Raw genomic sequence first — 13300 nt, 5'->3', positions numbered from 1 at the left:
ACTTTATGCATAAACACAACTTTTAGGATTGATCCCAGATAAGTTCGTTTTCTCCTAAAAACCAAGCATTTATGCATAAACACAACTTTTGAGACTGATCCGAGATAACCTTCGTTATTATAGTAATCAACTCAAATAATAGCAAAAAAAAAGGACACTTGAAATCAAGCATCCTTATTTAGGGTGAATGATGGGTCTCGAACCCACGACCTTCGGAACCACAATCCGACGCTCTAACCAACTGAGCTACAATCACCGTGTATCTTTAACGGTTGCAAAGGTACCTATTTTTCTATACTTCGCAAGCTTTTTATGAAAAATTTTACAGCAAATTATCTAAACTATTGACTGCTAAATATCTTTCAACTGTAAAACCCTCCGCGTATTCTTTATTAATTAGTCTTCCTAGGTCTTGCGCACGATAGGTAATACTATCTAAGAAGTTTTTTGAGGTAATTGGAGTTGATGGTTCATCTGAGTTTGGATCATAAAATTGAGTTTTATAAGCCATTACAGAATCTACCTTTTGCTGTATATATCCTTCAACATTTACTACAAAATCGGGTTCTATATTTTTCCATTGAATATAGTGATATACTAGCTTAGGACGCCAAGGGGCTTGCTTCTCTTTATCTAAAGCAGTCTCTATCTTGATTAACCCCGATAAAAAACACGCATCAGAAACTAATTTACTTCCTTTTCCGTGGTCAATATGTCTATCATCAATTGCATTACACAACACTATTTCTGGTTGATACTTGCGTATCATTTTAATAATTTCCAGTTGATGCTCACGATCATTGGTGAAAAAACCATCGCTAAAACCTAAGTTCTCTCGGATATCTACACCTAATATCTTAGCAGCATCAGCGGCTTCTTGTTTACGAGTAAACTCGGTACCCCTAGTACCTAACTCCCCTTTGGTTAAATCAACAATACCTACCTTTTTACCTAAGGCTACTTCTTTTGCTATTGTTGCACCACATCCTAGTTCAACATCGTCTGGATGCGCACCAAAAGCTAATATATCTAATTTCATCTTATTACTTATTTCTACTTAATTATCTACATCAACACTTTCTTCATTGTCGATGATTTATTAACTGTTTCGATAAACTCAGCCTGCGGATCACTATCTTTAGTCACCCCACAACCAATATACAAATTTACCCTATCTTCTTCTACCTCCATACATCTAAGATTTACATACAAATCAACATTGCTTAATGATTGATTGACTACATCACAATTCAGTTCCCCAATATACCCGGAATAATACTTTCTTTGATACCCCTCTTGTTTTAATAGAAACTCATGAGCATTAGCCTTCGGCATTCCACATACAGCTGGGGTTGGATGAAGAGCTGTTACGATCTCTTCAAGATTGTTTTGAGTTAGTTCTGCGGTAATATCTGTACAAATATGCATTACCTTTGCAGCTCGCTTAGTATAGGGCTCAGAAGTCTTTATATTACTTGTAAGTGGATCTAAAGTCTTGATAATAAAGTCGGTCACAAAAGCCTGTTCTTCCCTCTCCTTTGCCTGCCAAATCACTTCTTCTCTATCATGGTTTAGCTGGGTACCTGCTAAAGCCATCGTTTGCAATATCCCTTGATTAATCTTAAGTAGTGACTCTGGTGTAGCCCCAGCCCACATGCCAATAGCTGGGTGATACATTACATAGCAAAAAGCAGTAGGATAAGATATACATAGCTTCTGAAAAAGACCTTGTATATCTTCTTGTAAATTAACCTTAATTATTTCTTTCCTTGAAGGCACTACCTTGTCAAACAGGCCTTGATCGATAGCCTCTATACAATTTGACACCAAGGATTCGAATGCTTGTTTAGCGTGCTGATCATTGTAATCCAATACATTCTGTTCAAAACTCATCTCTCCTACTGGCGCCTGATCTACCAATACAGCAGCCTGATCTAATGGAATATAAAAGCGTTGTCCCTGTGAAAAAGGAGCCATAACAAAGCCTATTTCACTAAAATCCCTAACCTGGTGTAAATCAAAAGTCTTTTGAAACAAACCAACCATCTTTGAAGCATTGGGTTTTCGATAGACTACAAATGGTTTTTTATCTTGTAATTGTTTAGTTAAACACTTATAAAAATACATATCTATTTTCTTCTATCTATAACAATATTTGTGATCTTACATAAAGAAATAAGCTCACCATTCTCGTCAGTAATACGAATCTCCCACAAATGAAGCATTCGCCCTCTGTGAACCAATTTAGCTGTACCTGTTACTACTCCTGCACGCTTGCTCTTAAGGTGATTAGCCGATATCTCCACCCCTCTTACCTCTTGAGTCTCTGGATCAATTAACATTAATGAGGCTCCACTTCCTAAACTCTCTGCTAAAGCTACAGAAGCCCCACCATGTAATAATCCCATTGGTTGATGAACCTTTGAATTTACAGGCATTGTAGCAACTAAGTATTCCGGACCTGCATCAATATATTCTATCCCTAAGGTTTCCATTAAAGTGTTTTTAGTCACTTTAGCATACATGGCTAAAACCGCAGTCTTATCAAAATCTTTTCTATTTATTTTACTCATAACCTTACAAAATTAAAATCCCTTTAGGATATTGCTCTTAAAATTAAAGCAAATTTACCTGCTAGTTCTTAAAAAAAACATAATTATCTGCTTTGTCACCTCCTATAGCAAGTTTCCTGACTTTAATCACACGCAAATTTCTTATTTTTTTAGTAATTTTAGCCCCACAAAAACTACAACTTTTAAAACAATGGAAGATATCCAAGGAGAAGTTCACAGAGCATACGAGGTTATCAAAAATGGAGGCATCATCTTATACCCTACCGATACGGTATGGGGAATAGGTTGTGATGCAAATAATCCTGAAGCTATTAAAAAGATATTCAAGCTAAAACAACGCGCTGAATCAAAAAGCATGATTGTCTTAGTCAATGGAGATCGATTATTACACCGCGTATTTAATGAGATACCTGAGGTAGCATGGGAAATATTGGACTATAGCGATAAACCAACCACATTGGTATTGGACAATCCTAGATATGTAGCCAAAGAGATTATCTCAAGTGATAATGCTCTAGGGGTACGCGTGGTGTCTGAACCATTTTGTTTCCGATTAATTGAACGAATGAAATCGCCTCTTGTTTCTACTTCTGCTAATGTTAGTGGTATGTTTTCCCCTGCTAATTTCTCAGAAATTTCGCAAGATATAAAAGACGGAGTTGATTATATTGTAAACCTTAGACAAGCAGAAACTAAAACTGTCAAACCTTCAACTGTAATAAAACTAAAAGCTAATAGCCAAGTTACAATACTTAGAAAATAATAGCTTGTATTGTATTTTATCATTATGAATAACAAAACAACAATATATAAAGAAGCCCTGACCCACCCAATATTTGAGTACATATCTAAAGCCGCAGAAAACCTGAAGGTCGATAGTTATGTAATCGGAGGATTTGTCAGAGACTTTTTGATTAAACGAAACACCAAAAAAGATATTGATATTGTAGCTGTTGGTAGTGGAATCAAGCTAGCTTTAGAGGTATCTAAACTTTTACCTACTCAGCCCAAAGTACAAGTGTTTAAAAACTATGGTACTGCCATGTTGCGCTATGAGGATATTGATGTTGAATTTGTTGGCGCTCGCAAAGAATCTTATCACTTCGAGAGCAGAAAGCCAGTAGTCGAAGATGGTAGTCTGCAAGATGACCAAAACAGACGCGACTTTACAATCAATGCTTTAGCTCTTTCTTTAAACAAAAAAAACTACGGAGAACTACTTGATCCTTTTGATGGCGTTGAGGATTTGAACAACAAAATCATACGTACACCTCTTGATCCAGACATTACTTACTCTGATGACCCATTGCGTATGATGCGTGCTATTCGATTTGCAACACAATTAGATTTTTTTATTCAAGAAGATTCCTTTGAATCTATCACTGCAAATCACAAACGTCTAGACATCATCTCAGGGGAGCGCATTGTAGAGGAATTAAACAAAATATTATTAACCAATAAGCCTTCTAAAGGGTTTTTATTACTATACAAAACAGGACTATTAGACTTGATTCTCCCTGAGCTAACAGCATTAAATCAAGTAGAAGAAATAGAAGGACATACTCACAAAAACAATTTTTACCATACCTTAGAGGTAGTGGATAATATATGTCCAAACACAGAAGACCTTTGGTTGAGATGGGCTGCCCTATTGCACGATATTGGCAAGGCACCTACCAAACGCTATTCTAAGCGAAATGGTTGGACATTTCACGGTCATGAATTCCTTGGTGGAAAGATGGTGAAAAAGATTTTTATGCGTCTTCATATGCCACTAAATCAAAAGATGAAGTTTGTACAAAAAATGGTTATGATGAGCTCTAGACCAATAGTCTTAGCGCAAAAAGAAGTTACAGACTCAGCTGTTAGACGACTAGTGTTTGATGCAGGTGAGAATGTAGAAGACCTTATGACTTTATGTGAAGCGGATATTACCACTAAAAACCCTAATAAGTTTAAGAAATACCACAACAATTTCAAGATCGTAAGAGAGAAAATTATTGAAGTTGAAGAGCGCGACCATATTCGCAACTTCCAACCACCGATTACAGGAGAAGAAATAATGGAAATCTTTGACCTAAAACCTTGTAGAGAGATTGGATCGATTAAAGAATCCATCAAAGAAGCAATCTTAGAAGGAGTTATTCCTAATGAATATGAGCCAGCCTATCAATATATGCTAAATAAAGCAGCAAAGATGGGATTAGAAGTAGTTAATAAAAAATAAATACAATATATGAGAAATTATTTTTTACCTATGGCTAAAGCTTCACTGATACTAGTTTATCTAGTGATTTTTGCTGGAGCTGCGGTAAGGATGACAGGTTCAGGAATGGGATGTCCTGACTGGCCAAAATGTTTCGGTTACTATATTCCTCCTACAGAAATAGAGGAAATACAGTGGCAAGCAGATCGTCAGTATGAAAAAGGACAGATGATTATTCACGATGAGAGCTTATGGAAAGCAAAAGAAAGCTTTACAACCACAGCTACATACGATGCTTCACATTGGCAAAAATATACTCGACATGATTATGCAGAGTTTAATGCAAAACACACCTGGACAGAATATGTAAACAGATTATGTGGTGCTTTAGCTGGATTTGCTTGTTTATTAATGGCGATCTTCTCTTTTTCATATTGGAGAGATAGAAAATCAATCACCCTATCCTCTTGGCTAGTTGTAGCCTTAATGGTATTTCAAGCTTGGCTAGGTGCTGTAGTTGTTTACTCTGTTTTAAACCCGCTGAAGATTACCGTGCACATGGTTATGGCTCTAGTAATTGTAGCTATCATTATTGCTATTATTCACTCAGTTCGAAATAGAAATACTGAAATTAGAAAGTACAATGGTCAATTCAAAGCATTCTTGATTGTTTCCTTAGCCTTTACTCTACTACAAGTGGTACTAGGAACTCAAGTAAGAGAGTTTATTGATGAGCAAGTTCAAGCAGGTATTGGCAATGAATACTTATGGTTAAACTCTCCAACAACGGAGTTCTATATTCATAGAAGTTTCTCTTTCTTAATACTGGGAGTAAACTTCTACTTATTCTATTTAAATCGTAGATTAAACCTTGGCTTTGAAAAAATGAAATGGGTACTAATCTTATTGATTTTAGAAGTGTTTACAGGCGTGTTAATGAATTACGCTCACTTCCCATTTGGATCCCAAGCAGCTCACTTAGTATTGGCTTCTGTCCTATTTGGAGTACAATTCAAATTAATTCTTGAAGCGCGTAAGTGCTACTATTGTGGTAAGAGTTCTGAAAACTAATATTAGTGTCTATCTAAATATAAAAGCGAGAGGTAATACCTCTCGCTTTTTTTTAACTAATTGTTCTTTATAAAATCAATGGTCTGACCAATAACCTCAGCCAAATCACTAGGCAGCTCATTGCTCAAATAAGGGTGTTTTGCACCAAATACATGGTCTGCACCTTCTATCTCTACTAGCTTTGCATCATTTATCCATTGATGTAATAAATGCGCCTCTTTTAATGGGACTGCCGGATCTTGTGTTCCCTGTACTATCAATACAGGCTTATTGATATGTTGTGCAGCCTTCTGTACATTCAAACGCTCTTCATTTGCTATATAGTCTTCCCAAAAGATGAAATAATGTGGCATTTGCTGATTTGTACGTCCATTTACTACATAAAAGACTCCTTCTTGCTTCCACTTTTCAAAACGCTCGTGATGTGGAAATCGCTTCCTAAAGTCAGAAACTCCTGCCCATGTAATGATCCCAGTAACTTCTTCATTGTGATAACCTTGCAACAATACTGCACCTCCACCTCTACTATGACCAATTAAAAAGACCCTATCATTAGCTACTAGGGGATTTGACCTGTAGTGCGCTATCACACTTGCTAAATCACGCTGTTCTTGACTATATGTGCTATTGCCGAATGCTTCCAAATCCACAAAGTCTTCTGGAGCATCTTTGGTTGTTCCATTCATCGAAAAGTTCATCTTTACTGCAAAACAACCACTACGCGCTATTTCATCAATCCCCAAATGCCAAGCTCCCCAATCTTTAAATCCTTTGTATCCATGGCAAAAAATTACTAATGGCAAAACCTCTTTATCTTTAGGATAAGTATAATCTGTTAGTATATCCCTACCTTCTGAGCTTTTAAGCACCCCTACACCCTTAACTAATTCGCTTGTCATATTATTTTTTTTTAACACTATTACAGCGTTTTTTATATTTATTTTAAAACTATAAAAACTACTTTAGCAATACAGTTAATCATCAACTAATAAACACATATCAACTATGACAAAATTAGTTAAACACAAAAAACGTATTGGAGGTTTTCTTATGCTTGCATTTTTATTTATCTCTGCTGCTATGGATTATGCTCATGCACAAGATAAAAAAAATGAAGTAAAGATAAAAAACACTACCTACCAGTACACTATTACTAAAGAAACTAAAGATACAGATTTAGAGCTGATAAAGAAAGAAGTAAACAATGAAAAAATAGCCAACTTAGTATTCTCGAACATCAAGAGAAATGATAAGGGAGAGATTATTTCCATTACTACAAAGTTTAAAGACAAGCGAGGATATTCTCAGTCAAAATCTGAATACAATTCAAGTGGAATAAGTCCTTATACTGTTAATATCCACGAAAATGAAGATGGGGTTAAGTACCTAGAGATTAGTGCTCCTGGAAATGACTTATTCGATAGTAATTCAAGTAGCTTTAATATGCAAAGCTCTATGTTTAACAACACTGATGAAGACTTCTTTTCTAATGATTTCATGCAAATGATGAGAGCGATGAAAGAAGATATGCAACTACAACAAGAGCAGATGAAACAAATGTTTCATCAAGAAGAAACAGAACCAACAGTTCCTACTAAAACAAACAATGACTCGACACAAACAAAATAATAGAGTGAAGTGATTTTTTTTTCAAACTAAACAAGGGAGCCTCTTTAGAGCTCCCTTGTTTTATTTTATAACTTTTAACTAGTGTTTATTCAATAGTGTACTTTTCTCCCGTTCGTTGCTTCAAGGAATGATACATCTGTTCATACAACCAAACATCAACCCCCAATGCCTTACCTTGTTTGACAATATAGCCAGTCATAATAGATAACTCATTGTGCTGCTTTCCGCTTAGAAAATCACTATGCATAGAGGTTGTTGCCTCATAGGCAATTGCGCGCAAGCGATCCTGAACAACAGTAATAATATCATCTGACAACTTAACTCCTTTTGCTCTTGCAACAGCTACAGTTTCGTGTAACAATTGATTCATTTGCTCGGCGTGATATTCCATCACCCCTCCAAAAGTAGTATTGTAATAAGTTGTCGCTGTAGCAGAAGAAGACACAAGTATATACTTTTCCCAAACCTCACGAGATATTTCATTTGTTGCTACCGCATGAATTCCAGCATCTACTAATAGTTGTTCAAAGGTTTTCATTCGACTAAGCAGTGCTCCATCTAGCCCAAACAACACTCTTTGGCGTCCACTTGGGTTATCCACTACTCCTGGTTTAATCAACCGAGTAACGATATAGGTACACCCTTGCCATACTGCCCCCTTTGGAAGCGCTTCAACTAGCTTTTCATAAGCTTCAACTCCATTTAATAAAGGAATCACAACGGTTTGATCCTTAACTACCTGTTTTAAATCAGCAATAATCCCTTCTAAGTCATATCCCTTAGTCGCTAAAATTATATAATCAAGCTTGCCAGCTTTTTGAATACAATCTACCGCCAAACTAGGTCTACCAACGTACTCCTTTTCTTTTTCACAAACTTTAATACCATCTTCAGTTATCGCTTCAAGATTAGCACCTCGAGCAATAAACACTATTTCTACATCTGAATTTTTTTGGTAATGGGTCGCCAGTAGTCCTCCATAAAAACCTCCTACACCACCAATACCTAAAATACCTATTCTAACTTTCATAATTTAATTTGTTGTTTTGAATCAACAATATACGAGAATTATATGACAGAGTAATTGATGTTTTTGCCTTACTTTGCTAACGACATAGCATCTAAAATTATCTTAATCAAAAACAGAATTGCCAATACATAAACAGTCGGTGTAATATCTTTGTGTTGTTTTGCTCCTAATTTTAATAGAGTAAAACTCAAAATACCAAATACAATACCTTCTGCAATACTATAGGTAAAGGGCATAAATACAATTGTCAAAAATGCAGGTAACCCATCTGAGAGATTATTGAAATTAATATTTGAAACCGAAGTAATCATAAATAACCCCACCACAATTAATGCAGGAGCAGTCGCTGCAGGTGGTATCATCAAAAAGATTGGTCCTAAAAAAAGTGCTAGCGCAAACATCAAAGCCACACTAACTGCTGTCAGACCTGTACGTCCACCTGAAGCTACACCTGAGGCACTCTCTACATAAGAGGTAATCGAGCTTGTTCCTAATATTGACCCTACAGTTGTTCCCATAGCATCTGTAAAGAGCGCTTTCTTCATTTGCGGGAAGTTACCATCTTTATCTGCTAGGTTTGTCTTAGAAATCACTCCAATTAATGTCCCAACTGTATCAAATAAGTTAACAAAAAGGAAAGTAAAAACCACTACAACCATATCAATAGACAAAATCTGATTCCAACCCTCTGTTGTAAACATTGGTTTTATCGCCTGACCAAAGATCGGCTCAATAGAAGGTGGTAAATCTACTACTCTATTTGGAAGTGCTACATCACCTAAAATCACACCGAATATTGTCGCTGCTAATATACCAAACAAGATAGCTCCGTTTACATTGCGAATCAACAGGATACCTGTCACCACAAGTCCTAGTAATGTAATCCAAACAGTGTGCTGACTAAAATCTCCTAATCGAACCAGTGTGTTGGGATCCCCTACTACAATACCTGCACTTTTTAAACCAATTAGGGTAATAAACAATCCTATACCCGCTGGTATAGCTTCTTTAAGTACCTTTGGTATACTGCGCACTATAAGTTCTCGTACATTGAAAAAGGTAAGTAATAAGAAAATAATTCCCTCTATAAAAACTGCAGTTAATGCAAACTGCCATGAATATCCTAGCGTTAGTACTACTGAATAAGCAAAGAAACTATTAAGTCCCATTCCTGGAGCCTGAGCAATGGGTAGCTTAGCATAAAACCCCATCAATAGAGTGGCAAATACTGTAGCTAGAGCCGTCGTCGTAAATAGCGCACTTCTATCCATTCCTGCATCTGCTAGGATATTAGGGTTTACTACTAAAATATATGACATTGTTAGAAAGGTTATTATCCCTGCTACAAATTCTTTTTTAATAGTAGTACCATGACTACTTAACTGAAAGTAGTCTTCTAAAAATCTTTTCATTGTGTTGTTGCATTTAAACCTGCAAAATTAAACGATTTTAAAAAACAGACGAATTAAAATTCAAAGAATTCATTCCTTTATGCTTCCTTTTGCTATTTTGATAAAAATATACCAATACTCACTACTTACCAACCCCACGGTTTACACACTGTAATATTTTTATTTTTTCGTTTTGTATTTCAATTATTTAATTAACTTTGTATTTCAAAGTACTTTTATCATGAGTAATAAAGCAATTGATGATTTAAACCAAATCAAAGCAATAATGGAGCGCTCCACTAAGTTTTTAAGTCTAAGCGGATGGAGTGGTATTTGGGTAGGTACCTGCGGACTTATCGCGAGTGGAGTATTGTATAATTGGCAGACAAAATCATTATACAGTTATCAAGAATTAAGCCTTTCAGATCCATACCAGACTGCATATACCGCTACAAATTTATTGCTATTGGCTTTAATTACCTTTTTTGTAGCAGTAACAGGAGGCTTTTTCTTTACTATACGAAAAACAAAAAAGCAAGGACAACCTTTTTTAAACAAAGTGACTAAGCGCTTACTTATTCGTTTTTCAGTCCCTTTAATTATAGCAGGAATCTTGTGTCTGATATGGTACAAGCACAACCTATTGCCATTCACACTACCTACAACACTCGTATTTTATGGTTTAGCTCTTTATTCAGTTCAAGATGGAACAGTCAATGAAGTAAAGATAATAGCGTTAATTCATATTGTTTTAGGATTATTAGCTTTTTACTTTCTTGATTACAACTTACTTTTATGGGCCTTAGGTTTCGGACTTACCCACCTACTCTATGGAATCATCTTATGGAATAAATACGACAAAAACAGCCTTTAAAATATGAAATTCAACTTAGATAAATTAAACAAAGTCTTTGACAACCGCATTCGAGTAGGAATAATGAGCGGGCTGATGGTCAATGAATCTCTTTCGTTTAAAGACCTTAAGGAATTTCTTAACCTAACCGATGGCAACTTAGCTTCTCATCTTAAAAACCTTGAAGACAGTGAGTATATCAGTGTTACTAAAGGCTTTATTGGTCGAAAGACCAATACTACGTATGCCGTTACGCCACAAGGAAGAAAAGCCTTCGAACAACACCTAGCTTATTTGGAAAATATAATTAAAAACATAAAATAATTTTTTTTAACTAATTACTTTGAAAAACAAAGTACTTTTAAAAACTAAATAACATGAACAAAGAAAATCAAAAACCAATGATCAAGGGAATTGTAATCTGTGTATTATCACTCGTACTTCTGATCTGTATTCCCTTTATTAACAGCCTTATTTCAGAACGCCAAAGTTTTCAAGCTGAAGTAACCAATGAAGTAACCTCAAAATGGGGACAGCACCAAACAATCTACGGTCCTTTTATCTATGTCGAATACCAAAAAGAATATGTATTAAAAGACAATAACGTTGTTAAAAAAACAAACACGAATCTAATAATGCCTATAAATCAAAGCATAACTGGTGATCTCAAGACCCAAATAAAAAAGCGAAGTCTCTATGAAGTCACGTTATACAACGCTGATTTAATGCTCAATGCCCAGTTTCAAAACCTAGAAACAATCGCCAAAAAACTTAAACTAGAAAGCCCTGCTGAGTTTACCAAAGTTAAGCTAATCTTCGCTATTTCAGATAGTAGAGGCTTTATGCAACAAATAACAGTAAACAACACCCCTAGCTTGGTCTTCGAACAAGATCCAAATTTAGAAAACAACAGTTCTCTAAACCTGCTTAGCTGTGACTTGACAAGCCTAGAAACTCCCATGACTGAGGTAAGCTTCCCTTTGCAACTGAAAGGGTCTACTCAGCTAAACTTTTTAGCTACAGCAAAACAAAATAAAGTTAACCTAAAAACTGACTATTCAGATATTAAATACATTGGAAATTATTTACCTGACACAGAGAATCAAGAAATTAGCCAAACAGATCCTTCTTGGACAATATTTCAATCCTTCCCTGTTAATACAAATCTTAAAGATACCTATTCACTAGAGCAGTTTAGTTATGGATTGGAATTTATGCAAATGAATGACTTCTACAGCAAAGTAAATCGCTCTACAAAATATGCCTTGCTATTTATTGGACTAACATTTGCAACGTTCTTCTTTATGGAAAACCTAAAAAACTTATCGATTAATTTGTTACACTATGTATTAGTAGGGTTTGCCTTATGTATTAACTTTGTACTATTACTTTCCTTCTCAGAATACTTAGGTTTCAGTATAGCCTATATAATCTCTGCCAGTGCGACAATACTACTCATCACCACTTTCATCTATGGGTTGAGCAAAAACCTACGAATATCCCTGACCATCTTTGGACTATTATCCTTACTTTATGCCTTTTTATTCTTCTTATTGCAGTTAAAAGAAGCTGCTTTAATCGTAGGAAGTGTTGGACTATTTGCTATCCTAGCGATATTAATGTATTTCTCCAAACGAATGAACTTCAATAAAAGCAAAAATAGCTAGTTCTAACCAAACAGTAACTGAATTAAAAAAAACTATCAACTATATTGATTAAACCAAAGGGGCTAGCACAAACTGCTATGCCCCTTTTTCTTGTAATTTATACAACGTCACAATCGCTAGTTACTTGAATACACTTATTTAAAAAAGACAAATACACTATTAAAAAACATAAATAGCAATAGCATTTATCTAGTTTTTCATTATTTTTACAGCTAAACAATAAAATCAAACGCCATGAAAAAGACGGTATTATTATTAGCAGCAGTTTTAACAATAGGATTTGTAAGCTGTAATGACAAACAGAAAAAAGAAGAAACTGCAACAACAGAGCAAGTTGCTGAAACAGCAAAAGAAGAAGTGAAAACTACAAATGCACTAGAAGGAAGCTGGGAATTAGTTTCGATTACTTCTGCTGGAGCAGAAGGAAAAGCAATTGATCAACTATACCCAAGCAAAAAACCAGCCTTAACATTCGAAGAAGAAGGTAAATTATACGGTAATGACGGGTGTAACAACCTAATGGGAACCTTTGAAAACAAAGAAGCAAATGGATTGACAATTGGGGACAACCTAGCAGGAACAAAAATGTTCTGCGAGGGAGTCGCTGATGCCTTATTCACAGAAACACTACTAAGTGTAACGAAATACGATATTGTCGATGAACAATTAGTACTTACAGCTGGAGATGTTGTCGTACTAACATTCAAAAAAGCGGAAACCACAGAATAATTTTAACGCACAATAAGCAATTAGTAAACCCTATCGACCCATTGGCTGATAGGGTTTTATCGTTTCACTCCTATCCAGCACAATAACATTGATATATTTATACTGAAGAACACCTCAACTAAGCCACTAAAATCAAACAATTACACGAATC

The 13300-nt window shown here is 35.5% G+C and carries 14 protein-coding genes and 1 tRNA gene; 8 read left to right on the top strand and 7 right to left on the bottom strand.

All coding sequences use genetic code 11. From position 1 onward, the window contains the following. Positions 1-181: 181 nt before the first annotated feature. The 4 genes from GJV77_RS10165 to GJV77_RS10150 form a co-directional block, all read right to left on the bottom strand. Positions 182-257 (bottom strand) — tRNA-His (locus GJV77_RS10165). 65 nt (positions 258-322) lie between these two features. Continuing rightward, a complete protein-coding gene (gene bshB1 / locus GJV77_RS10160; RefSeq protein WP_155036246.1) occupies positions 323-1039 on the bottom strand; it encodes a bacillithiol biosynthesis deacetylase BshB1 in 717 nt (238 codons plus the stop codon). 26 nt (positions 1040-1065) lie between these two features. Further along, positions 1066-2127 carry a chorismate-binding protein gene (locus GJV77_RS10155; protein ID WP_155036245.1) on the bottom strand — a complete coding sequence of 354 codons (1062 nt, stop codon included), beginning with the start codon at positions 2125-2127 and terminating at the stop codon, positions 1066-1068. 2 nt (positions 2128-2129) lie between these two features. Further along, a complete protein-coding gene (locus tag GJV77_RS10150; RefSeq protein WP_155036244.1) occupies positions 2130-2573 on the bottom strand; it encodes a PaaI family thioesterase in 444 nt (147 codons plus the stop codon). Between the two features lie 190 nt (positions 2574-2763). Here GJV77_RS10150 and GJV77_RS10145 point away from each other — a divergent pair, with 190 nt between their 5' ends. The 3 genes from GJV77_RS10145 to GJV77_RS10135 are packed head-to-tail and all read left to right on the top strand — an operon-like array spanning position 2764 to position 5850. Then, complete coding sequence (locus tag GJV77_RS10145) at positions 2764-3336, top strand: L-threonylcarbamoyladenylate synthase (protein ID WP_155036243.1); 573 nt, start codon at positions 2764-2766, stop codon at positions 3334-3336. A 24-nt stretch (positions 3337-3360) separates the two neighbouring features. Continuing rightward, positions 3361-4800 (top strand): CCA tRNA nucleotidyltransferase, encoded by a 1440-nt coding sequence (locus tag GJV77_RS10140; RefSeq protein WP_155036242.1) that lies wholly within the window; start codon positions 3361-3363, stop codon positions 4798-4800. Between the two features lie 9 nt (positions 4801-4809). Beyond that, complete coding sequence (locus GJV77_RS10135; RefSeq protein WP_155036241.1) at positions 4810-5850, top strand: COX15/CtaA family protein; 1041 nt, start codon at positions 4810-4812, stop codon at positions 5848-5850. A 56-nt stretch (positions 5851-5906) separates the two neighbouring features. On the opposite strand, the gene GJV77_RS10130 is transcribed toward GJV77_RS10135, so the two are convergent. Beyond that, positions 5907-6749, bottom strand: coding sequence for an alpha/beta hydrolase family protein (locus GJV77_RS10130; RefSeq protein WP_155036240.1), 843 nt, complete (start codon positions 6747-6749; stop codon positions 5907-5909). Between the two features lie 106 nt (positions 6750-6855). On the opposite strand from GJV77_RS10130, the gene GJV77_RS10125 reads away from it, so the two are divergent. Next, positions 6856-7479: a hypothetical protein gene (locus GJV77_RS10125; protein WP_155036239.1), complete on the top strand. Its 624-nt coding sequence runs from the start codon at positions 6856-6858 to the stop codon at positions 7477-7479. A gap of 85 nt (positions 7480-7564) precedes the next feature. Here GJV77_RS10125 and GJV77_RS10120 read toward each other — a convergent pair whose 3' ends face one another. Next, positions 7565-8509: a ketopantoate reductase family protein gene (locus GJV77_RS10120; RefSeq protein ID WP_155036238.1), complete on the bottom strand. Its 945-nt coding sequence runs from the start codon at positions 8507-8509 to the stop codon at positions 7565-7567. A gap of 68 nt (positions 8510-8577) precedes the next feature. After that, positions 8578-9921 (bottom strand): NCS2 family permease, encoded by a 1344-nt coding sequence (locus GJV77_RS10115; protein ID WP_155036237.1) that lies wholly within the window; start codon positions 9919-9921, stop codon positions 8578-8580. Between the two features lie 220 nt (positions 9922-10141). Between GJV77_RS10115 and GJV77_RS10110 the strand changes: the two genes are divergently transcribed. The 4 genes from GJV77_RS10110 to GJV77_RS10095 all read left to right on the top strand — a co-directional run bounded on the left by GJV77_RS10110 (position 10142) and on the right by GJV77_RS10095 (position 13149). After that, positions 10142-10774, top strand: a complete 633-nt coding sequence (locus GJV77_RS10110) for a hypothetical protein (protein ID WP_155036236.1) — start codon at positions 10142-10144, stop codon at positions 10772-10774. A 3-nt stretch (positions 10775-10777) separates the two neighbouring features. After that, on the top strand, positions 10778-11077 hold the full coding sequence (locus GJV77_RS10105) for a winged helix-turn-helix domain-containing protein (RefSeq protein WP_155036235.1): 300 nt from the start codon (positions 10778-10780) through the stop codon (positions 11075-11077). 53 nt (positions 11078-11130) lie between these two features. After that, positions 11131-12420 (top strand): cell envelope integrity protein CreD, encoded by a 1290-nt coding sequence (creD, locus tag GJV77_RS10100; RefSeq protein ID WP_155036234.1) that lies wholly within the window; start codon positions 11131-11133, stop codon positions 12418-12420. Between the two features lie 234 nt (positions 12421-12654). Then, positions 12655-13149 carry an META domain-containing protein gene (locus GJV77_RS10095; RefSeq protein ID WP_155036233.1) on the top strand — a complete coding sequence of 165 codons (495 nt, stop codon included), beginning with the start codon at positions 12655-12657 and terminating at the stop codon, positions 13147-13149. Positions 13150-13300: the final 151 nt, after the last annotated feature.

It is taken from the genome of Myroides pelagicus (genome assembly GCF_009711055.1).
In the GTDB taxonomy this organism is placed as follows: Bacteria; Bacteroidota; Bacteroidia; order Flavobacteriales; family Flavobacteriaceae; genus Flavobacterium; species Flavobacterium pelagicum.
Note: the sequence above shows the minus strand (reverse complement) of the source record. Positions and strands in the feature narration are given on the sequence as shown.